Below are 21,360 nucleotides of genomic sequence, written 5' to 3'. Positions count from 1 at the left end.
CTTAGCGCGAGGTTCGGCACGTTCGATTAATGCTGTTGATTTATATCAATTAGTTCAAGAACAATCCCATTTATTACATCGTTTTGGTGGACATCCTTTTGCAGCAGGTTTGAGTTTGTTGGTAGAAAATATCCCGTTATTTACAGCCGCAATTAACCAAAAGTTACGCCAATCTTTGGGAGGAATTAATCTCACTCCTACAGTTCAAGCTGATTTGGTGGTGACGGTTGCAGATTTAGGCAAAGATTTATTTTTAGAACTCAAGCTTTTAGAACCCTGTGGTATGGGTAATCCTATTCCCAAGTTACTTATTAAAAATTGTTGGTTTGAGAATGCTTGGCATCGCAATCAACAAGATTTGAAAGGAAATAAAATCCAATATATTAAAACTGATTTTGATATTCGAGATGATTCTACTAAAAGTCCTTTTCCGGGGCTTTGGTGGGGACATTATCAGGAAGATTTGCCTATGGGTAGATGTGATTGTATTGCCGAAATTGATTTTAACAGTTTTAAAAAACGCTATGAAATTAGATTAGTTGCAGTACGTTCTAATTCTGAGTTGGAACTAAAAAATCAGATTTATAATATTATTTTAGATTGGCGAAATCAGGAAGCTTCAGGAAAATTAAAATCTGAAAAATCATTATTAATAATGAAAGATTGTCCTACTAATTGGGATAATTTACGTTTATGGTGGCAGAAATCTCTTGATTATCAACAACAATTAGTGATTGCTTGGCAAAAACCTCAAAATGCAACTCCTCAAGACATTTGGCTAACTCTAGTCGGAATTGCTAAATACCTCAGTCGCACACATGAACTAGTTACCCGCAGGCAATTTTTAGAAAAACTTGGTATTAGTGATCAAAGTCTGTATTTGGGTTTTCAAGCTTTAAAATATTTAGGGTTTATTGTTCAACGTCAAGATAATTATTTAGAAATATTATGGAATTCTACACATTATCAAAAACCTGCTGACTATGCTATTAGCCAATTTTTAGCAGCAGTCCGAGAAGAACAATTCCAACAAGATTATTTTTTCCATGTTCCTTTATCTATGATTGTTTCTATGCTTAATAGATAAGGGACTTCCAAATAAAAAACACTCAACCATTTAACGCAAAAAATCTCTAAAACCCTCATTCCTCTGCGTTCTCTGCGCCTCTGCGGTTAGTTAATCCGGATAATTTATTTTTTGGAAGTCCCTAAAATCATACAATTAATTTCACAATATATTCTCTCTCTCAACTTAACGGAGAATACGTCCTGACACCAAATGCTGACGCTTCCATCTTCCGTCAGGGATACACCCCTACATCCTGACTCCTAGCCCTATAAAACATCCCACCAATAAGCCATTTTGGCCTTACTGGTGGGACTTACGGTAGTTTAGTTAAGAGCTTTTCTCAAAGTAAAAACAAGCAAAAATCTGGTCTTTTCTTAGAAATCATCAAGAAACTGACCAATGCGACTAATTACAGGGTCTACTTCTTGAGGTATGGCTTGCGCCACGCTAACGCTATCAGTTTCAGGTTCAGATTTAGGAGGAATATAACTAAGTGGTTGCTGATCGAGTATGATTGCCAACTTTGATACTTGTTGAGTAAGTAACAACATTTGACTTTCCATCGCCTCCAAACGATGAGACTCTTGAGCAAAAAAACGTTCCTCAAAATCGGTCATTTGACGTTGCATATCACCGATTTTTTGCTCAATCGTAGTTATATTTGCTGACTTAGAAGGCTGTTGAGCAGATTCTGGGACACACAAAACTTTCCAGAGAGCCTCTTTACACAGGTCACTGAAAGTTTTATCTGGCTGTACCTCTAAGTAGTTTTCCACCTGCGCTAATAAGCTTTCATCAGCAATTTCTGGATTGAACGTAACGGATTTAACTACCTTTTTTGACCATTGGAACATCAGTTTTATGACCTAGCAGCGCGAACAGCAGCAGATAATTGCGCTTCTCCATAAATATACTGCCCCAAAGCATTAGCCTGCCGAGAAGGTGCAGCTAAGTAGGCATTGATTTTAGCTTCTTTGAGTAGACGTTGAACATCTTCCCAGAAGAACTCTCCACCACCACCTGTAATAATCACATCAGTTACCCGCTCTGGCAACCAAGCTAACACACGAGAGCAAATTTCTCGGGAAAACTGTTCTGTCAAGTTAGGCAGAAAATCATCTAAATTAGTGGGCTTACTAGCGCCTTTGGGACGGTAAAAGCGATCGCCTTTGGGCTTGTTAACCGCAGAAATCAATGCTAATGATTGACTATCAGCACCTTGTATTTCCTGAGCTACCATTTCATAAAACTTACTCATCCCAAAGTCTTCACTTTTAGAAGCAGCACGGGCAAAGCGGAAATTATCCACCATGATCATATCAATGGTTTGATGACCAATATCAACAATCCCCACAGATATTTTCGTAAAATCAGGAACAGATGTGGCTTTATTAGGTTGAGTTTCTGACCACAGCAAACTACCATATCCTTCAGGCATTACCCAGACTTTGGTAATGTTCAAAGTTAAAGATTCGCCTCGGAAATTCAAGACATGAGGTCCAGTCACCAAACTAGTTAACTGCGCCTTTTCCTTTTCAAATTGTTCTAAAGACAGGAAAGGTAAACCCAGGACAACAGCAATTTCATCTTTCAGTTTAAAGTAACCAGCAGATGATAATACTTTGACCAGTGCATCTTCTACTTTAGATTGGCCAACGCCAAGATTTGCCCCAAAATCTGCGGCTAACTGCCCCACAGCATAGCCACTACCTTGATATTCCAGCCACAAATCCATGAGTGGATCAGTAGCCTTGGCTTCAAATACACCGCCGCGAATTTGTTCGATTGATGTTTTTTTCACGTTAGAAGGAATGAAAGCCACATTACTGGGTTCACGGCTCACACAAGTTTTTGTGGAGGTTCTACCTAAATCAACACTGAGAATAGTTTTACCCGTAATATTGTTAGGTTTTACAGAATTCATTGGTGTGGCTGCTGCTGTTTGGCGGTTCATGGGAATCGCAGCGGCATTCATTGGATTAGCGACGGGGGGTTGGTCTGTCATGAAAGCTCCTCTGTAAAAAGTTATCATGCTCATCTTACAAAAAGGTGAGCTACAAAAAATTTTAGGTTGGGTTAAGTGTAACTAGAAATACGTCAAAATTCATAATAGGCGATGGTTAATTTTCTATGATTTAGGATTTCTGATGGCAGTTTTAGGTAGATGTCAGGCTTTTGTTACTGATTTAGTGTTTTTACGCTTGTACTTGAGTTGCCAACAGATAAACACCATAGAGTCCTACTTTCAATTCCTGAAATTACTTGGAGAAGATTGTCATTTGTATAAATTTGGACAAAATACCAGCCCCCATTTGTCATAGTGGGAGAAAAAATCATTAATTCTCCCCACTGCCAGTTTCAGCTAGATAGTTGATGTCAAAGATTGGACTCTCGATTCGGAAGACCACTCTAATGGGTTCCAAACTCTTTCTTCTAAAGCCATTTGCTCAATTAAACTGGCCAAGCGTAAAGCTTTAAGAGCTTGTTCACCACCAACAGAAGGCTGATTGCCACCACGAACACAATTGACAAAATGTTCTAGTTCTGCACTGAGAGGTTGAACATTAGTGGTATAAACTTTTTCGATTAAACCATCCTGTCTATACAGGACTTTTTGGTTATCAAGGTGAGGGTTTATCGCGGTTTGCCGATGTACTAAAATTTCATTATTGAGAAAATCTGCTTCTGTAAATGAATTTTTACAATGGGCTACTAAGCGGCGAATTTTCCGGTGAGTAACTTTGCTGGCTGTCAGAGTAGCAACAATCCCATTGGCAAAGCCCAAGGTGGCAGTTACATAATCTAAATAACCTGAGTCTAAAGAACGAGTTCCACTAGCAGTCAATTTCACCACTGGTGAGGCAGCTAATTCTAGCAGTAAATCAATGTCATGAATCATTAAATCCAAAACAACGGAAACATCGTTCGCCCGCGCTGAATAAGGACTCATGCGGTGAGATTCTAAGGCCAAAACCTCCTCAGTTTTGAGGACTTGGCTGAGTTCCCTAAATGCGGGATTGAATCGCTCAATGTGACCAACTTGCAGAATACACTGAGATTCAGCAGCAGCATTTACTAGAGATTCTGCCTCCGAAATACTAGCCGCAATTGGTTTTTCAATTAAAACATGGATTCCTGCTAACAGACAGTTGATCCCCACAGCATAGTGTAGCCGTGTAGGTACAGCAACACAAATTGCGTCTACATGAGGTAGTAAGTCGCAGTAATCTTCAAAAAAACGGACTTTGTATTTGCTGGCAGTTTCTAAACCACGTTCAACGTTAATATCGGAAACGCCTACTAGTTCCACATCTTTCATGGAACTCAGAACGCGGGTATGATGTTGTCCCATGTTACCAACCCCAATCACTCCTATGCGGATATGTTGTGGCTGGCTGCGCTGTGAATATAGATTTGGTTCTGACATTGATATGCTATCTTGCACTATTGTTCTCTCCTCAACCACCAAATTTAGAGACGCTACGATCTTTGATCTTTGTACTTAAACGCCGAGTTTGATTTGTCTTAAACCATCCAGATGGTAACATAGTGATTATCTTTATGAAGAATTTCAAAGTTTCGGTTCAGTTCCCGCCATCTGGTTATCTTTTCGGTAAACAGTGATGAATTAGCCTGTTTTAATCATTTACTAGAAAAATCATCTGTGTTTTTGCTGACTTTGTAAATGCCATAATTCCTCAGTAGAAATTCTCAGGTATATGGTTAGGTAATTAACTCATCAAATCAATACCTGTTGTTGGTAGTGGTAAGTTAATCACTAGGTTATCAGTAAAATTACAGTTATCGAAATAGTTAATACTCACAGTATAATTTTTGGTCTATCCAGTTGTTGTTCTTGTTCGTGAGAGTTTTTTTGTACATATTTAATTTTTGTGTGTTGCATTTTGTTGATTTTCCCATCTTTTGGATGCAATTTGTGAAGGAATGGGTAATTGGTAAAATTCCCTTGTGCTTTTCCTATTTCTTCATCTCCCATTCCGTAATCTAACTATGAAAGCTGTAATTTTATTATCTGGTGGATTAGATTCTTCGACGGTTCTTTACCAAGCAAAAGCTGATGGCTGTGAATGTTACGCTATTTCTTTTGATTACCAACAGCGACATCGCAGAGAGTTAAATTCTGCTTTAATGGTTGCTAAGACGGCAGGGGTAATTCAACATCAGGTGGTTAATTTTGATTTACGACAATGGGGTGGTTCAGCACTCACAGATCACAAAATTGATTTACCTGAAGCGCGATCGCTTGATGAAATGGCGGATAATATTCCTGTCACCTATGTTCCTGCCCGTAATACCATTTTTTTAAGTTTTGCTTTGGGATATGCAGAAGCGATCGCGGCACAAAAGGTATACATTGGTGTTAATGCTTTAGATTACTCTGGCTACCCAGATTGTCGTCCTGATTATATCCAATCAATGCAGGACGTTTTCCGCTTGGGAACAAAACAAGGACGGGAAGGACAACCGATTGAAATTGTCGCCCCATTAATTAATTTGAAGAAAACTGAAATTATCCAACTTGGTAATCAGTTAGGTGTACCTTGGGATCTCACTTGGTCTTGTTATGCTGGCAATGATCTTGCCTGTGGTGTCTGTGATTCCTGCCAATTGCGGTTAGCAGCTTTTGCTGAATTGGGTTTAAAAGATCCCGTTCCCTATCTAATCATCTAAAACTCGAATTTGGATTTGGTGAAGACGGGGACCAATCACTGAAATAACAGTAAATTCAAGATTTTGATAGTTGAATATTTCACCTTTATTAGGCATTTTTTGGCATTGATAAAGTAAAAAGCCCCCCAAAGTCTGATATTCTCTGATTAAGGGTAAATTAAGATGTAAGACTTGATTCACTTCTTCCAAATTAATTTGAGCTTGAACTAAAAATGTGTGTTTGTCTACCATTTCGATCAGCAACTCATTACTACTATCAGCCTCACCTGCATTACCAATAATCTCGGCGATGATATCTTGAATAGTAACCAGTCCGACAATTCCACCAAATTCATTAACTACCATCACCATAGCAGGTTTCTCTTGCTGCATCATCGGCAAGAGTTCACTTAATAGCGTTTGTTCTGGCACAAATCGAGGAGGACGCATCCAATCTTGGATTTGGGTATCTTTGGTGATTTTTTCTAAGGCTAGAGGTGTTGCTAAATCTTGAAAATAAACTATGCCACGAATATCGTCTAAAGATTCGCCAATGATAGGATAACGAGAGTGACCAGTAGATGTGATCTCTTCAAGTAATGCTTGAAAGCTGGCATTTATGGGTAAAGCAATAATACTAGTCCGCGGAATCATAATATCTTCGGCGGTAATATCCCCAAATTCAAAAACGTTATTTAATAGTTCTCGTTCGGCATTTTCTAAACCTGTAGATTCTCTTTCTGTAGATATAATCAGTTGTAATTCTTCAGGTGTAACTGGTGGTCGCCAACTTTGACCAGTGTATTCAATTCCAAACAATCGTAATAAACAATGGGTTGATTGATTAAGAATCCAGATAAAGGGATTGAAAAAACGCACTATGGCTTTAACTGATGGACCCAAAAACCTAGCCAGATTTTCTGAATACAACATTGCTACTGATTTAGGACATAATTCTCCTAAAACAATTTGCAGGTAAGCAATAGCAAAAAAAGCGATAGGAACTGATAAAGAATGAGCTAGTAAGTAATTCATTCTTACTGGTAAAGGCCAGGAGTCTAGCCATTCTTCTACCAATACAGCAATTGTCCCTTCTCCAATCCAACCTAACGCCAGACTAGAAAGGGTAATACCAAGTTGGGCTGTAGATAGTAGTCTATCAATACTACGTTGTAATGTTTCGACAGCGATCGCTCGTATATCACCAGCTTGTACTAACTGTTGAATACGTGTTCGTCGTACTGTCACCATGGAAAACTCAGCCGTCACAAAAAAAGCATTGATAGCAATCAGCACTAGCACGCTACACAATCGCAGCCCTACATCGGTTAAACTTAAGGTAGAAAAAGCACTCACTGTCTAAGAGGGTATAGAATTTGCCCACCGGGAGAAGAAAATTTTAGATTTTAAATGAATTAATCATTAAAACCTAAAATTGTATTAATTATTTTTCTCTATAGGAATATCAGACAATTGTAACTTGAGTTTTTGAGCAGGATAATCAGTTAAAGATAGAGATATCTGTTTCACATCATCAAGTAAAGCTGTAGGAATACTAATTGTACCTTTAAATGCCGAACCTTTTGCAGGCAATTCTGCTGGTAAACCTTCTGTAATTGCACTCAAAGTTCTTCCTTTATCATCGGAAATATCTAAAAAACTATACAAAAACCTGATAGATTCATTACCTTTATTCTGCATATTCACTCTTAGTAATAAATCACCTCCAGAATAGCGGACAGATTGCACCGACATGGTTACACCTTCACTCTCAGTAGTCACAGGAAATCCTGGTTGGGGGGTTTCTTCTGTAACTTCCGGTGGTTTTTCCGTTGGTTGGGACTTACTAGATTTAATCTCTTCTTCTTCTATGTTTTCTTCTTTATTACCCTGATTTTTATCGTTAATCCTGGATTTGACTGCCTTGAGAATATCTTCCTCTTTCAAAAAAGCTACGTTTCCCTGTTGGGAATTATTGGTTTTGCTATTATTAAATTTAGTCGTAGGACGACCATCTGGCGTATTAACACCTTTAAGCGCCATACTACCTAATGTAAAGCCTAAAAAACCACTAGCAGAACCTGCTCCCAACATCAGGGTTAACAAAATTAAGGTTAGAAGTACAGTAGTATTTATTCTCATCGCTACAAGGTGATTATACAAAAGGAAGAAATTATTTAGTCCTGCTCTATATGCTACTAGGGATTTTTGAAATTGACTAAAAATTGATAGGTGAAGAAGGTGACAGGTGACAGAGAAGAGGCAGGGGGCAGGGAAAACTTCTTAACAACTAACAACTGACTTTTATGGCTAACGCCACGCTATCAGCAAGAATTGTTTACAGGTTGCAAAATTTATGATATAATGATTTACTGTGATTGAAGTTAAAATCAAAATACCTAACTAAACCTCAAAAACAAAGTTAAGATTCCAGTAAATAAGCGCTCTTGGCCGATTGGGGAGGCAACGAACTCATAATTCGTCTTCAGGCTGGTTCAATTCCAGCAGGGCGCACTTTTTAAAACAACTTAATATCAAACATCCTTCAGACGAATTATGATTTCGCCGCATCCCCTGTAGTTACTCAATCTTTACTCAATAACTAATGGTAAATCGAGTAAGCAACTAACAGCTTGTTAAGGTGGTGATAGAAGCTTTTGCGGTGGATAAGTAGTTACTTAACTACCTACTTTCTCTCAGTTTTCTCTCAATACAACTATTGTATCTCCAAAACAACTACTTACGGGTAATTGGTTGATTGAGATAAAATTATTGCTTTTGGCTATTTCATAATATTAACTAATCAATTAGAGTTGAATTTATCCATTCAGCTTATATTCATTTATCAGATAACCATATCAGCTAACTACTCACGCCATATTGACCTGTAATGCCTCTGTTTTGAGTTTCAGGTATAAACCAGTCATGCAAAGGTGATATTGGCTGTTTTAGAGGCATATATAGTTAGGCGGTTTTGAATTATGTTAAATCAAGTTAGGAAACAGTTGCTTTTGGTTGCGTTTGTACGGTAACAGTAGCGGCGTGATAGAAAAAATATTGTGAAGTTAACTAATATTTGAGGTGTTTGAAATTTATCTACTACTTATCTCCCTTTATTGTTTCCCTCTGTCTAACAAACAGGGGTGCGCCCCGCCAAGTTCGCTGTTCAGGTATCCATTCGTGTGAAACAGTAAATACCCATTTACTACCAGAAGGTTTATCTGTGTTAACTTCAATCACTATGCCTATCCTATTTCCTTCTAGCATTTCACTCAATCCCTGCTGTTCACTAACCCAAGATAAATAAGCCCTAGATGAACAAGTATGATCGTATACGCTTATATTCCGCTTTTCTCTAGTTGAGGTATTTGAATAACTATAGTTAATAGCAATTTCTTCATTAGGTGCAATGACCCACCATTCGCTTGAAGTATTCCCTGCTCTGAACAATTTCATTTTTGTTTTAAAAAAATATTTACTGACAAGTAAAATTTATCATTTCAACGCAAAAATGTCTAGATTTCAACAGAAAAAAGTTTCATTTTACTCAATTATAATAACCTATTTATGTACCGTAATGCCAGTACCATAGACATCGTAACTTGCGAGAATACTAATCAAATTAATATCTATCAACTTACCACAATAACGCAATAGGAATATATCAATTAATAGCTATAGTAAGTTAGGTATTACTAGGGGTAATATTGCACCAACATAACTACAGTTAAGTAGTGATAATGGAAGGTAGAAAAATAGATAGCGGCGTTTTGATTGTTTAATCTTAGTTGTCAGTTAGTAGTTTTAAGTAACCATCTTCTTGCGATAGTTATTGTTATTATACTTTTCGGCTCTTATAGATTGAGTAGCACGTTTACTACGGTTAATAATTTGTTTCATCTTTAGTTGATAAGTGTGATCCGGTTTAGTGACAGTGTTATTTATTGCAGTTATCTGATTACTTAAATCGTTAGTTGACTTATCCTTATGATATTGTCTTACTTTATCAACTAACTTGTTAAACTCATTTACTCGTTTATCGTAGTTGTCAGGTTCAGTTATTCTCAGGGCATCACTTATTAGTAACTTATGCTTAGTATCTACTAATTGCTTACGATCCATGTTCAGTTTCATCACTAAATACTCAACCATAGAATTAGATAGTGTATTTAATTGACTATCGGATAATTCTAAATGATGACTTCTAATAAGTGCTTTATAAGTAGTTGTCATAGTTTGTATGAACTTACGAACTTTCTTATCAGCTAAATTAATATCTTGCTGATAAGTAGGATCTTGTATTTTGTGTTCCAATTCCCTAACGTTAGCTTTAATCATTTTTAACCTAGCAAGATCAAATATCTTTGATAACCATTTACAGTTATCATTGTTTTTAACATGATTAACCTTACCAGCAATGATAACTATGGGATCATAATTACCTTTGACGGTAACTGATTGTCCTGTACTTTTCTTAGTACATAGGACACGATCTCCAACTTTAAGAGTATCGCTAGTTAGAAATAAACCATCATACTTATCATATTCACTAGCTGGTATCTTACCAGACTTGTTAAGCATAGTTGCTAGATACTCATAACGTGGCATACTAGCAACCCATTGAATATCGTTAGTTGTGATTAGTTCAACAGTTCCAAGATCGGCGATTTTAGTACGTTGCTGATACATACTAGCGTTATCTAGTTGATTATGATGTTTACCAATTAGTTGTTTAGTACCGCGATCTACCTTACGAGTGAATGATTCAGATAACTTGTATAGCACTAATCTATCGTTCTCAAGTGCTACTTGAAACAGATGTTCATTGTTATTATCAGCTACATACATCCAATCACTAGGGAATAGTTCCCATTTAAACGGTAAACTCCAATTACTTAATAATCCCGTTTTGAACTTGTTAGTCAAGTTTTGAACAGGGCTATCTACCTTATTTGTATCATCGGCTTGTAATTGCATACAACTAGGTAATACATTTGCAGTTTCAACATCATTCAATACTTCAATCCAACTGTTTAACATAATTATCTTAATAACAAGATTACAAATATTATCTACATCTTGTGTTGTAATATCTTGTTTAAATAGCTTGTGTTGTTTATCTTTATATAATTTGTAAATACCGTAATACAGTAAATATTCTAGTAACTTATAACTAGACCTAACACACAAATAGCTTATTGCTTCTAACGCTATTTCTTGTCGTTCAAAAGCCGATTTATTATTGTTAATTGTTATTGATTTAATATACTTAGCTACTATTTTATAACGATATCTTAGTAAGTAATCTGTACAATTAGTGATAACATTATTAATTGCTGTATTATAATCACGTTTAATTGAATTAATCCAGTTGTTAAATTCTGAATTAGTAATAAGTACATCATTTTCAAAAGAAATTAAACTTAAAAAGTGATCTTGAAATAGCTTTAATCTTTGTCCCCTATCTTTAATAAAACTATTAATTTGTGAACTATTGCCATAAGATGATAATCTTAATTCACATTCTTCTACTTGTTGAGGATCTGTACCTGAGTGGTGAGCAAAATGAGGTTTTCTAATAGTACCTCTTTTTAAAAATACAGGTTCACTACAAACAGCACATCTTAATCCGTCATTGTAATAAGATGAGTAATTACAATCGTGAGCATCAATAATTTCGCCACCCAAGTACATCGCTTTTGCACGATCCATATCTAATTCCTGTAATGACTTATTGATTCATTTATACCATATCTAGTTACTAATGTCAGTAACTACAACAAGTTGCGGCGATCTGGAAGATAGATAGAAACAACTATCAAACAAACAGGTAGAAAAAATAGTTAAGCAACAGGATATTGTTGTTAATAAGTTTATTGAAACATTAGATAACAATATTCAAAACTATCTAATAGGTAACATTGGTAAAAGTAGCATCAACTTATTTCTACCTATTAAGAACTCACTTTGGTTCTTATGGAACGCTAGTTGGATGTTAGGACAAGTTAATGCTGCTGAAGAGTTACGTGATGTTAATCGTAGTAAGTTTAGTAGTGGTGATAAGTTAATTACATTTGCTAAACGTAATAACGATAATACTATTATGTTACTGCTGCAAAGTAAAACTATAATAAGTCAATTAATTGAATTACAATAACAAATACTATTAGAACTAATAACTTAAATACACTAATTACGCCATGTATGATAGTAAGTTATTAGCTTAATCATTATTGTTGTAATGGTAGCCATTTTGCATATTAGGCTTATTGCAATTTATTTTTCTATCTGCAAAAAGTATTTAACATACTGCAAGTAAAGTTATAACTTACAGTATGTTTTATTTACGTTAAGAGTTAGTTTTCAGAGTGACGACTTGCGAACTCTTTAGCCAATTGTCCACCGTCTGCTTTTTTTCTTCTCCAAAAGAACAAAAGTTAGCTTGTGGGTCTAATATTTCATCAAATGCACTTACAAGGTCATGTATAGTCTTTTGATCGCACCCATCTTTACCGAAAACTTGATAAATCCAATCAAGAATATCCGCACTTGAATGAATTTTCTCAAGATCAATATCATAATCATAACCAACTAGAGTTTTATTAGTCAGTGTAAGATTTGCTGAATTAAAAGTCCAATTACCCCAATTCATAGCGTGATTCTCCATTAATGTTATTGACTCTCGAAAACCGTTTCAATTGACTTAATTTTTAGCCTTGAACAAACAGTAATATTTACTTATTTTGGGCGTGTAGAGTTGACACTACACAGTGTAGGATTGTGTGTATACTTGCAATCCTTATACTGACTAGCTTGTGTATAGTGTGTAGGGTGATAGATAAATCTTTATTTAATTAATTGAACAAATTTTGTTTCTATCTCAGAGTATTATCACTTAATAAATATAAAAGGATAATACTCTGACCCTACACAATCTACACAACCCTTATGGTGACTGGGTTACAACGCTACACTTACCCTTCACCGTGTAGGCTTGACTCTACACTGACTTCTAGTGGTGAAGGAATATCATTATCCTTACCAACTTCACGTAATCTCAATCCATAAATCAAAACACCTTTGTTATTACGTACTTTATTAACATCTTTCCACCCCATAGTAGACTTGCAAAAGTCTAGTAGTTCAGGGCTAAAATAGCGCAAGCTGGGGGAATAACTACCAGACTTACGACACCATTCTGTATAGCTGCCAAATAGAGTATTTTTATCGGTCTTATCGCTTCCTACTTGACATTTACTACCGACATTTCTAATAACACACTCATTAATCCAACCTGCAATTGGATTACTACTTATTTGTTGTTCCAAAATATGTTTAGCTAATTCTGGATTATCGGCTGCATTCCTCAATACTTGAGTAACTGTATTATCAGAAATATTCAGTAAATATTGAGTTAATGCGTTCAATTCTGGTTGAAACTCTTTTTCTAAATCTCTACGTTTATTTTTATCTACAGTCTTGTTGAAAGGAACTAAAATTTGTCTCCTTGTCAACCAAGAGGAGTTGCGACCATCAAACACAGGGTCATTTGATGCCATGATAACCATACCATCAAATTTGAATTGAAACCCTTGTTTACCTTTCTCTTCTGCAAAAATAAAGTCTTGTCCTGTGAGGGACTTAAACTTTTGCACCTCTCCCCTGTATCTATCCTGATCTGGAAATACTACCAGTCGCTTTTTTAAAGCATTAGCAGCAGCAAATCGCTCTTTACATAAGTCTACGAGAGTAATTGTACATACGTTGTTATCACCTATTAGCGATTGTGCAAGTTTAATAAATGTGCTTTTACCTGTACCACCAGAACCAACTAGCTGTAAGAACTGTTGAAGATCAGCACGACCTTTCAGAATTGCAGCTAAGTAACATAGTAAGATTTGTTTGATTGACTGATCATTATTTGTGACCTCATCTAACCACTGTTCAATCAATGGAAACTCATTACTAGAATTATCAAATTCACGCGGTAAACACCAAGTAAACCGATGTTTTGGTGAATGATTGAGAACGTTACCTGTAGCTATTTCTAATACGCAGTTCTGAAATGGTAGTAGTTCAGTAGGAGATTGTTCTTTCCAACCAACCTCTATCAATTCAAGTTTCAGTTTATGTATAATGTTAGTTATATAACCAGAATTTCCATAACCAGCTATTTCTTGCTCCTTTAGTTCTTGATTGATTAATCCTTCAATATAATAGTCATTTACTTTACTCCAAATACCAACCTGCTCTAATTCATAAACCATCCAACTGTTTGCTTCACAGTTAAATATCCATTTTCCTCTATATTTTTCAGCTATATCTAAACCTAGAATATCCGCTTTTGGAACTGTACCATGTTTATGTCTTGAACTAATACCGCCTTCATTATCAACTCTTTTAATATGTTGGTTAGCATCCAACTTTTGTGTCATCAATGGAGGTAATGGTATTAGATTGTGTTCCTCCTGTATTAACTCGATTGTTTCTACATCTTGACTATCAGAACTATCAGAAAAAGCGTTACAATAGTTGTTATTCATAGTTACAGTATTATTGTTGTTTTACTCAATTTAGTGGGTTTCGTGTATTTGAACTAATAAGAAGTTGGAGATGCCATCACTTAATCAAGTGGTGGTATTTCTTTATCTTGCTTCTCAATACACTCCATCACTAACTGTCTGAGTAAAGCAGAAGTTGTACTTTTCTTTTGTTTAGCGACATCTGATAAAAGGTCATAGTCGTTAATGGTTAATCTAGTTGGTACAACACGAGTTAGAGAACTGGTTTTGATAGTTATCATTGCTATTCTTATGGTTAAAGTTAACTTGAGAGACACAACCTAGTTATCTGAATAGATAACTTTTCCCTTCTTACGATAAGGAATAACCGGACTTGTTCTACAAGTGTGGTCAGGTACTATGCAGAATATCCTCAGCCCGTTTTTTACCTACCGTCGGCATCCTTGACTATTCGATGCCTCTGTTACCTCAGAGCGTCTTAGATATTCATTTATCATGGTTCAGAGAGGGTGGTTTTACGCCTCATAAATAATATTGTAAACGTAATACGGCACTTTGTGTTTACATTTTGCAATATTTTCTTATTTGAAAAACTTATTGATTTTTTTGTATTAATAAATATTCCTTTTAGTCGTAATTATTTATCTTAATTAAAAAAAATCATTCATCATTAATAATCAACTAAATATCATAGCTAATTATATAGCTTCATTATTGACCGTAATTCAATACATAACCTATACTGTAGAGATCAAGTAATAAAAAGTACGATATGTTACGTCCCGAACAGTTAGTAGCACTAGATAACATGAGGAACTATAAAGTTCCAGATGAAATAATTGAAAAAACGAAGTTGGACTTTGAAAAAGCTAACTATGAGATGTTGGCTACATCAAGCCGTAGACGTGCTGGTTCACCTGTAGTTAGAAAAATTGATGTTAATGATTATGTAATTTCATCTTTACCAACAAAAGGTGATAGACAAGATTTAGCTAAATCGCTTGAATTAATCACAGCTTTTTCTATCTTGATTGATGCTGAAGTAGTTGATAAAGCTAATGAACTTATTGAATTAGATGAGTTAAAGATTTACGATGTTATGGATTGTGTACGTGGCATCTATGCTGTAGTTAATACAGATAGAGGTTGGGGAGATCGTGATAATAAGACTAAGAAGTTTCCAGACGGTCGCTTAACCATGCTTATTGAAACTCTCAAACCTGATGAGGTTGAATTTGAAACTGAAGATTAAGACAAACCAACATAACAGCAATATCAACATAACTCTTATTGCACTTATCACTATTACAGTAATGACAGTTAAGTGAATTATCATTACTTCAGTTATGATAACAAGCTAGTTATTGTTACTCCACTTATTGCAATAAGGTTGATCACCTTACATAAGGTAAGAAAAAATAAGGGATAGTTACTGTTGTTTCTATCCCTTGTTACTGTATGTATGGTAAGTGGTGTTAGTGGTAGTAAGGTAATGCAGTTTGTAATTGTGGTAATTATTGTACTTAACGTATTTGCATAACGTTACTTATCTCAACTTCAGAAACATTGTAGATAGCAGCTAGTAACTTAACTGACTTATCATCAATACAACCTAACTGTTGAGCCATTGCAACTGCTGACTGTAATGGAATAGCTTGATTAGTTGATTGTGTAAGTAAGTCCAGTGTCGTTTTAGTCGTTTGACGTTTCTTGTAAACAGTATCATTCATAGTAGGACTGTGACCTAAAGACATTGCTCTTTTTTCTAACGGTATTCCTGCCATCATCCCATTGAGATTAGCCAAATGGCGTAAAGCATGAGTCTGAGTAAATCTTGCATCCTTAGTCCATCTCACTAATGACTTTCTTGCAATATCACTAAGATACTTCCTAATGAAACCTGGATTATCTGAATTAAGTTCAATAGTTGGCAACTTACCTGATTTAATATCTAACTTCTCAATCAAATCAGGATAGGTAGGTGGAATCATCGGACGTGCTAACCTGTAGCCTGTTTTAGTTGTAGTACCTAACAGCGTTTTATCACCTACTACAGCAATCATTTCCTTATTATTCAGGTCATTAAGTGCAGGTATGATTACCCCATCTTTCGTTTTGTATGACTGATTAATATTTTGAACTGCAAAAACTTCATGTAATCTCATGCCGTAAATGACCTGCATTGAAAATACAAACAGCCAAGACTGCCTAGATTCAATATTATATCTGTTATCATTCAAAGCTTCTGTAATTACACTTTCCCTCAAGTTCAGAAAGTCATCTAATGATATGCTTTGGAGATTTTCTTTAAACTTGGTTTGAGTGGCATCAATTTTAGTTAATTCATCTCGTAACTTGACATTATCAACAATTTCAGCAAGCTTTTTCATAGCACAAATACAAAGCTTGAATACCTTAGTACCACGTTCTTTACTATCAATTACGGCTTTTATGTCCTTATAATTGACCGTGTTATTTGGTGGTAGCAGCTTGTAAAACATTCCATAAGTGTCATACCAGCATGATTGATGACTAGGATTTTTTCTATCTCGCTCTTGACGCTTCCTTGTGTAGCTGTTCCAATAGTTTTCTTCTACCAGCTTAATTGCTTCACCAAATGTAATCAGATCATTCCTGACAACATTTTTCTCAAGTATTACCGTATCGTACCAATCGCAAAATTCTGTCTCACTACTAAACTTCGTTAATGCTTCACTTACCTTGTTTGCTTTTTCTAACGCTTTGACTATCCCTATTTCAGTAAAGTCACAATTACAAGCTTTACCTACTCGCTTATCACCCAACTTAAACTGAAGTAATATATATGTACCAGATGCCTTTACTTCCCGTTTCAGTCCCACACCTTTGGGTGTTTGTTTCTGAATATCTTTGAATAGTGCTAGTAAGCGTTCATACCCGATTAAATGACTGCTTAGATTGCTTGCTGTAACTTGCTTTTCAGTTTCTCTCATTTGTCTCTCAATTCTGCTTATCAGTAAGAACGGAATTGAAAGAAAACTGATGATCCAAACCTGCTAAAAACGACTATCAGCTAGATAGGCTGGTTCAATTCCAGCAGGGCGCACTTAACGACAACTTAATCTCACACACCTTTCAAACGAATTATAATATCGTTTGCATCAACTTGTAATACTGGTAAATAGAGTAATTAACTAGTACAGTACGGCGTAAGTCAGCAAATATTTGAATAAGTCATCTAAAACGCGATTAGCGCCAATAATTCCCCATGCAGAAATCCAAACATCACCTGTAACAAGATAAACCCGATTTTGTTGTACAGCTTGTAACTGGGACCACAGAGGATGATTGATGAATTGTTTTAACCTTGATTCATTGTGTCCTCCCAGAATTAAGAAAATAACATCACCACCAATTCGAGGAACTAATTCTAAAGAGATGTTTTCGTGATTTTTATCTTTATTTTCATATTGAGAACGAGGTAAACCGATTTCTTTGAGAATTGATCCACCAAATGAACGGCGCATATAAAGACGAGTATAATTAGCCCAAAAATTGACTAAAGATACTTTAGTTTGGGAAAGGGTTGTTCCCATTTTTTGACGCAAACTTGCTATTTTCTGATCATACTCTTGCAACAATTTTTCAGCTTTGGCGGTTTTTCCCAGTGCTTCCGCATATTGCTTTAACCAATCTTTCCAGTCGCTATCTTGATCTACCAATACTGTTGGGGCAATTTTAGATAGTTGTCCATATAATTCAGCATCCCAAGAAAAACCTAGAATTAAGTCAGGTTTGAGATATAAAATCTTTTCTAAATTGGGTTGACCGTTAGTACCAATTTTTTCAATTTCTGATGTTAAATCTTGTAAATAAGCCTGAAATTTATAATCACCTAATGTAGTAGCTGCTATTGGTTTTACCCCTAAAGCTAAAACATTATCTAAGCCTCCTAATACAACTACACGCTGTGGATGTAAAGGTATTTTTGTTTCACCCAGAGCGTGTTTAAATATTCGCATTTCTGAAGTAACATTTACAGAGTTAAAAGGCGCATTTTTTGGTGTATTCATTCCACAGCCGATAATTATTAAAGCTGTGATGAGGCTGAATACAAGTAACTTAATTTGATGATCATCAAGTATGTAATTCAGGAAAGTAGATACCCTGATAAGTAAATTATTTTTGATTGCCATTTTCCTGATAATTAAATTGAGATTAATGATGCTGCCATATCTACAAGTTCTGTAATTGTATACTGAGAAAAAGTTACTAATTCATTAGTCCCACATTCTCCTCGGAAACTAATACTTTTAGTAGGGTCATCAATCACATTACATCTATAAGTGTTAACTTTACTATCAGGTGTTGTAAAAGTTATTTCTACCTGATTAAAAGTTTCATCTTCGTTTTGATAAATTACATGACCTTGTACTTGGTAATTAAACCAATCCCAACCATATTTTAACATCAACTTTCGTTCTAATATTTGCACTTGCCAAGGTAAGATTCCCCAACCACGATAGACATTTTTTAAACATTGAATATCGCCAGTTCGTGTCAAAATAGAAGTGAAAATTTTTTGATTTAACCTAGCGTAATATCTCCCTTCTGGAAGATCAATCATAGTTGGTGCAAAACGATGTCCACCAAAATGGCTACTTTGCCAAACCCGTACATGAGATAATGATAAATCTTCTATTGTTGCTAAAGCTTGACGATAAAAAGGATTGCCATATTTAGCGCAGCATTTATCATGACTACCATGAGTACATACCAAAAAATCTCTAGTTTGAATATTGGTATTTTCAGATTCTAGAGTTTCATTGTTGATACACTTTTCTATGATTGGTACTGCATCATCAATATCTGAGAGGATATATTCTTGCTTGCTATACTTTGAAGATATTTCTGCTGTTTGGTAGTAGATAATTAAGCGAGTTTTCCCAGTTTCGTAATAATTGGCATTGTAAATAAATAGCAACCTCAGAGATGATGCTACCTCATCAATAGCTGGTTTTAAAGCTTGTAGTTTACTCGCAATATCCTTGGAATCTAGGGGGTTAGATGCCCAAGGTGGTGGAACTTCAATTAAAACATAATATTGGCGATTTAAGGCAGTACCAATGGGGTCTTCTTTTGCTTGACAAGATTCTTCTGTACAAAAAATATTGTTCATAATAAACCAAAAAACGAGAGTTGGTAATTTCAGCTAATTAGAATTATTATTAATAATCAAATATAGTTGTTGTGAGTTTGAGTACAGATTGAAGGTATCTTTTTTTAATAAAGTATAGATGATGTATTAATTATGGACTTTTTCTAAATTGATACTTAGTAGTTTGTAAGCTATTAAAATTTATTCGCAATATAATCATAGATCAAAGTTGAAATTATTACAATCTTTTCTCATTAAGTAATGATTTTTATCCAAATCGAGTCACAGATAATTTTACCGGAGTTAAATGCTGGAAATTCAATCCCACAAGCAATTATGGCGAAAATATTCCCAGAGTCTAGTATTGAGTTCAAGAGAATCACAACAATCAATAAACTGGTGTGGTTTTCGCCTTTAATCCTTGTCAGACAAGGTTTTTAAGTAAAAATATTAATTCTGCTCACTAGCTTTCAACGTTGAGAACTAGTACACAACGGCGTAAGTAAACCAACCATTAAGAATTATCAAAAAGCTTGTGTCATCTGCTTTTTTAATTTTTAATTTTTAATTTTTAATTTTTAATTCCGCCTTGCGGTACTAGGTATTAACAAAAATACCATTGATATAGAGAACATTTTGCTAATTTTTTGCAAAATACTAAGATTAATCTTTACCCCATAAGGTGATAAGCAAAATTGATGTATTAACAGTTGCAAATTAGTGGCAATTGAAGTATGACAACAATTATTGAGATAAATTAGCATTAAAATATAGTATTGTAAATCAATGAGATACAGAATCTAAATTGAAACCTATACACAAAGCCTATACGGATGTATCTCTGACGGGAGATGGAGAAGAATCAGCATTTGTGTACAGATGTATTTTGACGGAAATAGAAGCATCAGTGTTTGATGTAGAAGCGAAGCATTCAATTTAAGGGCGAAGCATTCGGAAAATGAACTTGGGGAAAAACCGAGAATTTGTCGCCCGAATGCTTCGCCCCTACGACTCCTGTTGTATGTGGGGATGGTGCGATCGCCTTCGCGGTAAAATTTTATTAGTAAGTATCGTTCTATAAAAATCAGGAGAAAATAAAAACAATGGATAAAAGTATTGCGGATCTTCGCAAAGATTACACATTGCAAGATTTGAATGAAAACGAAATTGACCCTAATCCCTTTATACAATTTCAAACTTGGTTTAGCCAGTCTATCGCAGCCCAGTTACCTGAACCTAATGCTATGACTTTGGCTACCTGTACACCAGATGGTAAACCTTCGGCGAGAATGGTACTATTGAAAGATTTTGATGAACGGGGTTTTGTTTTATTTACTAATTACAACAGTCAAAAAGGACAAGAAATATCCGCAAATCCTCATGCTTCTTTGGTTTTTTGGTGGGCTGAATTAGAACGTCAAGTAAGAATTGTGGGAACTGTGGAGAAAATTTCCTCGGAACAATCTGATAGCTATTTTGAAGTACGTCCACCTTTTAGTCGTTTAGGTGCTTGGGCTTCTAATCAAAGTGAAAAAATTGCGAGTAGGGAAATTTTGGAGCAGCAATTACAGGAATTTCAACGCAAATATGAAAATCTGGAAGTTCCTCGTCCTCCTCATTGGGGAGGTTTTCGGGTTATTCCCCAAGAAATTGAATTTTGGCAAGGAAGATCAAGTCGGTTACATGATCGTTTATTATACACTCATGTAGATGATGGAAGTTGGAAAATTGAGCGTTTATCACCTTGATGTAATTTCCTCAAAGCGTGGTGTGGTGATAGCTATGTTTGGATTTTTATGTCCCTGTAATATACTGTAAATCCCCGGATTTAGATCCCCGATTTCTCTAATAAGTAGGGGATCTTGTTATTTTTATTCACGAATAATTGCGGATGACTATATCTCATTCTGGGAAAATTACTGCATGATTAATTACTAATTGCTGACTGCAAATTTGTTAAC

21 protein-coding genes and 1 tRNA gene are annotated in these 21,360 nt (G+C 35.4%); 8 read left to right on the top strand and 14 right to left on the bottom strand.

What is annotated here, in order from left to right; all coding sequences use genetic code 11:
* Positions 1 to 1,087, top strand: a 1,087-nt coding sequence (locus FJR38_RS16025) for a DHHA1 domain-containing protein (RefSeq protein ID WP_254449484.1), incomplete at its 5' end; no start/stop codon positions are given.
* 356 nt (positions 1,088 to 1,443) lie between these two features.
* Here the strand turns inward: FJR38_RS16025 and FJR38_RS16020 are convergent.
* The 4 genes from FJR38_RS16020 to FJR38_RS16005 all read right to left on the bottom strand — a co-directional run bounded on the left by FJR38_RS16020 (position 1,444) and on the right by FJR38_RS16005 (position 5,066).
* Positions 1,444 to 1,923: a plasmid segregation centromere-binding protein ParR gene (locus FJR38_RS16020; protein ID WP_168538117.1), complete on the bottom strand. Its 480-nt coding sequence runs from the start codon at positions 1,921 to 1,923 to the stop codon at positions 1,444 to 1,446.
* A gap of 5 nt (positions 1,924 to 1,928) precedes the next feature.
* Complete coding sequence (locus FJR38_RS16015; RefSeq protein WP_168497558.1) at positions 1,929 to 3,074, bottom strand: ParM/StbA family protein; 1,146 nt, start codon at positions 3,072 to 3,074, stop codon at positions 1,929 to 1,931.
* 357 nt (positions 3,075 to 3,431) lie between these two features.
* On the bottom strand, positions 3,432 to 4,514 hold the full coding sequence (locus FJR38_RS16010; protein WP_168497557.1) for a Gfo/Idh/MocA family protein: 1,083 nt from the start codon (positions 4,512 to 4,514) through the stop codon (positions 3,432 to 3,434).
* Positions 4,515 to 4,889: 375 nt separating this feature from the next.
* On the bottom strand, positions 4,890 to 5,066 hold the full coding sequence (locus tag FJR38_RS16005; RefSeq protein ID WP_168497556.1) for a hypothetical protein: 177 nt from the start codon (positions 5,064 to 5,066) through the stop codon (positions 4,890 to 4,892).
* Between the two features lie 14 nt (positions 5,067 to 5,080).
* Here FJR38_RS16005 and queC point away from each other — a divergent pair, with 14 nt between their 5' ends.
* Positions 5,081 to 5,761 carry a 7-cyano-7-deazaguanine synthase QueC gene (gene queC / locus FJR38_RS16000; protein ID WP_168538115.1) on the top strand — a complete coding sequence of 227 codons (681 nt, stop codon included), beginning with the start codon at positions 5,081 to 5,083 and terminating at the stop codon, positions 5,759 to 5,761.
* On the opposite strand, the gene FJR38_RS15995 is transcribed toward queC, so the two are convergent.
* Positions 5,750 to 7,096 carry a hemolysin family protein gene (locus tag FJR38_RS15995; protein WP_168538113.1) on the bottom strand — a complete coding sequence of 449 codons (1,347 nt, stop codon included), beginning with the start codon at positions 7,094 to 7,096 and terminating at the stop codon, positions 5,750 to 5,752. The two genes, queC and FJR38_RS15995, sit on opposite strands and share 12 nt — an antisense overlap.
* Before the next feature lie 84 nt (positions 7,097 to 7,180).
* The gene (locus tag FJR38_RS15990) at positions 7,181 to 7,882 is read right to left on the bottom strand and encodes a hypothetical protein (protein ID WP_168538111.1); all 702 of its coding nucleotides are present in this window, start codon (positions 7,880 to 7,882) and stop codon (positions 7,181 to 7,183) included.
* Between the two features lie 299 nt (positions 7,883 to 8,181).
* Between FJR38_RS15990 and FJR38_RS15985 the strand changes: the two genes are divergently transcribed.
* A tRNA-Met gene (locus FJR38_RS15985) sits at positions 8,182 to 8,254 on the top strand.
* 585 nt (positions 8,255 to 8,839) lie between these two features.
* On the opposite strand, the gene FJR38_RS15980 is transcribed toward FJR38_RS15985, so the two are convergent.
* A complete protein-coding gene (locus FJR38_RS15980) occupies positions 8,840 to 9,196 on the bottom strand; it encodes a hypothetical protein (protein WP_168538109.1) in 357 nt (118 codons plus the stop codon).
* A gap of 348 nt (positions 9,197 to 9,544) precedes the next feature.
* Entirely contained in the window at positions 9,545 to 11,452 is a 1,908-nt protein-coding gene (locus FJR38_RS15975; protein ID WP_168538107.1) for a competence protein CoiA family protein, read from the bottom strand.
* A gap of 280 nt (positions 11,453 to 11,732) precedes the next feature.
* Here FJR38_RS15975 and FJR38_RS15970 point away from each other — a divergent pair, with 280 nt between their 5' ends.
* Positions 11,733 to 11,897 carry a hypothetical protein gene (locus tag FJR38_RS15970; RefSeq protein ID WP_168538105.1) on the top strand — a complete coding sequence of 55 codons (165 nt, stop codon included), beginning with the start codon at positions 11,733 to 11,735 and terminating at the stop codon, positions 11,895 to 11,897.
* Between the two features lie 192 nt (positions 11,898 to 12,089).
* On the opposite strand, the gene FJR38_RS15965 is transcribed toward FJR38_RS15970, so the two are convergent.
* The 3 genes from FJR38_RS15965 to FJR38_RS15955 all read right to left on the bottom strand — a co-directional run bounded on the left by FJR38_RS15965 (position 12,090) and on the right by FJR38_RS15955 (position 14,543).
* Positions 12,090 to 12,392 carry a hypothetical protein gene (locus tag FJR38_RS15965; protein ID WP_168538103.1) on the bottom strand — a complete coding sequence of 101 codons (303 nt, stop codon included), beginning with the start codon at positions 12,390 to 12,392 and terminating at the stop codon, positions 12,090 to 12,092.
* A 322-nt stretch (positions 12,393 to 12,714) separates the two neighbouring features.
* Positions 12,715 to 14,283 carry a phage/plasmid primase, P4 family gene (locus FJR38_RS15960; RefSeq protein WP_168538101.1) on the bottom strand — a complete coding sequence of 523 codons (1,569 nt, stop codon included), beginning with the start codon at positions 14,281 to 14,283 and terminating at the stop codon, positions 12,715 to 12,717.
* 80 nt (positions 14,284 to 14,363) lie between these two features.
* Positions 14,364 to 14,543, bottom strand: coding sequence for a hypothetical protein (locus FJR38_RS15955; RefSeq protein WP_168538099.1), 180 nt, complete (start codon positions 14,541 to 14,543; stop codon positions 14,364 to 14,366).
* Positions 14,544 to 15,034: 491 nt separating this feature from the next.
* Here FJR38_RS15955 and FJR38_RS15950 point away from each other — a divergent pair, with 491 nt between their 5' ends.
* A complete protein-coding gene (locus FJR38_RS15950; RefSeq protein ID WP_168538097.1) occupies positions 15,035 to 15,514 on the top strand; it encodes a hypothetical protein in 480 nt (159 codons plus the stop codon).
* 271 nt (positions 15,515 to 15,785) lie between these two features.
* Here FJR38_RS15950 and FJR38_RS15945 read toward each other — a convergent pair whose 3' ends face one another.
* The 3 genes from FJR38_RS15945 to FJR38_RS15935 all read right to left on the bottom strand — a co-directional run bounded on the left by FJR38_RS15945 (position 15,786) and on the right by FJR38_RS15935 (position 19,420).
* Positions 15,786 to 17,234, bottom strand: a complete 1,449-nt coding sequence (locus tag FJR38_RS15945; protein WP_168538095.1) for a hypothetical protein — start codon at positions 17,232 to 17,234, stop codon at positions 15,786 to 15,788.
* 201 nt (positions 17,235 to 17,435) lie between these two features.
* Complete coding sequence (locus FJR38_RS15940) at positions 17,436 to 18,437, bottom strand: ABC transporter substrate-binding protein (RefSeq protein WP_168538093.1); 1,002 nt, start codon at positions 18,435 to 18,437, stop codon at positions 17,436 to 17,438.
* An 11-nt stretch (positions 18,438 to 18,448) separates the two neighbouring features.
* Entirely contained in the window at positions 18,449 to 19,420 is a 972-nt protein-coding gene (locus tag FJR38_RS15935; RefSeq protein ID WP_168538091.1) for a sucrase ferredoxin, read from the bottom strand.
* 784 nt (positions 19,421 to 20,204) lie between these two features.
* Here FJR38_RS15935 and FJR38_RS29060 point away from each other — a divergent pair.
* From FJR38_RS29060 to pdxH, 3 genes are read left to right on the top strand one after another with little or no spacing between them, the layout of a single operon-like run.
* Positions 20,205 to 20,339, top strand: coding sequence for a hypothetical protein (locus FJR38_RS29060; RefSeq protein WP_256366801.1), 135 nt, complete (start codon positions 20,205 to 20,207; stop codon positions 20,337 to 20,339).
* An 18-nt stretch (positions 20,340 to 20,357) separates the two neighbouring features.
* The gene (locus FJR38_RS29055) at positions 20,358 to 20,480 is read left to right on the top strand and encodes a hypothetical protein (protein ID WP_256366925.1); all 123 of its coding nucleotides are present in this window, start codon (positions 20,358 to 20,360) and stop codon (positions 20,478 to 20,480) included.
* A gap of 22 nt (positions 20,481 to 20,502) precedes the next feature.
* On the top strand, positions 20,503 to 21,147 hold the full coding sequence (gene pdxH / locus FJR38_RS15930; protein ID WP_168497550.1) for a pyridoxamine 5'-phosphate oxidase: 645 nt from the start codon (positions 20,503 to 20,505) through the stop codon (positions 21,145 to 21,147).
* The last annotated feature ends 213 nt before the right edge of the window (positions 21,148 to 21,360 follow it).

This window comes from Anabaena sp. UHCC 0253 (assembly GCF_009712085.1).
In the GTDB taxonomy this organism is placed as follows: domain Bacteria; phylum Cyanobacteriota; class Cyanobacteriia; order Cyanobacteriales; family Nostocaceae; genus Dolichospermum.
The sequence above is the reverse complement of the archived record's forward strand: the minus strand, read 5'-3'. Positions and strand labels throughout refer to the sequence as shown.

Bases quoted from the DNA above. Each gene is read 5' to 3' on its own strand.
- FJR38_RS16020 (WP_168538117.1), bottom strand. From the start codon at position 1,923: ATGTTCCAATGGTCAAAAAAGGTAGTTAAATCCGTTACGTTCAATCCA.
- FJR38_RS16015 (WP_168497558.1), bottom strand. From the start codon at position 3,074: ATGACAGACCAACCCCCCGTCGCTAATCCAATGAATGCCGCTGCGATT.
- FJR38_RS16005 (WP_168497556.1), bottom strand. From the start codon at position 5,066: ATGGGAGATGAAGAAATAGGAAAAGCACAAGGGAATTTTACCAATTAC.
- queC (WP_168538115.1), top strand. From the start codon at position 5,081: ATGAAAGCTGTAATTTTATTATCTGGTGGATTAGATTCTTCGACGGTT.
- FJR38_RS15990 (WP_168538111.1), bottom strand. From the start codon at position 7,882: ATGAGAATAAATACTACTGTACTTCTAACCTTAATTTTGTTAACCCTG.
- FJR38_RS15980 (WP_168538109.1), bottom strand. From the start codon at position 9,196: ATGAAATTGTTCAGAGCAGGGAATACTTCAAGCGAATGGTGGGTCATT.
- FJR38_RS15975 (WP_168538107.1), bottom strand. From the start codon at position 11,452: ATGGATCGTGCAAAAGCGATGTACTTGGGTGGCGAAATTATTGATGCT.
- FJR38_RS15970 (WP_168538105.1), top strand. From the start codon at position 11,733: ATGTTAGGACAAGTTAATGCTGCTGAAGAGTTACGTGATGTTAATCGT.
- FJR38_RS15965 (WP_168538103.1), bottom strand. From the start codon at position 12,392: ATGAATTGGGGTAATTGGACTTTTAATTCAGCAAATCTTACACTGACT.
- FJR38_RS15960 (WP_168538101.1), bottom strand. From the start codon at position 14,283: ATGAATAACAACTATTGTAACGCTTTTTCTGATAGTTCTGATAGTCAA.
- FJR38_RS15955 (WP_168538099.1), bottom strand. From the start codon at position 14,543: ATGATAACTATCAAAACCAGTTCTCTAACTCGTGTTGTACCAACTAGA.
- FJR38_RS15950 (WP_168538097.1), top strand. From the start codon at position 15,035: ATGTTACGTCCCGAACAGTTAGTAGCACTAGATAACATGAGGAACTAT.
- FJR38_RS15945 (WP_168538095.1), bottom strand. From the start codon at position 17,234: ATGAGAGAAACTGAAAAGCAAGTTACAGCAAGCAATCTAAGCAGTCAT.
- FJR38_RS15940 (WP_168538093.1), bottom strand. From the start codon at position 18,437: ATGGCAATCAAAAATAATTTACTTATCAGGGTATCTACTTTCCTGAAT.
- FJR38_RS15935 (WP_168538091.1), bottom strand. From the start codon at position 19,420: ATGAACAATATTTTTTGTACAGAAGAATCTTGTCAAGCAAAAGAAGAC.
- FJR38_RS29055 (WP_256366925.1), top strand. From the start codon at position 20,358: ATGAACTTGGGGAAAAACCGAGAATTTGTCGCCCGAATGCTTCGCCCC.
- pdxH (WP_168497550.1), top strand. From the start codon at position 20,503: ATGGATAAAAGTATTGCGGATCTTCGCAAAGATTACACATTGCAAGAT.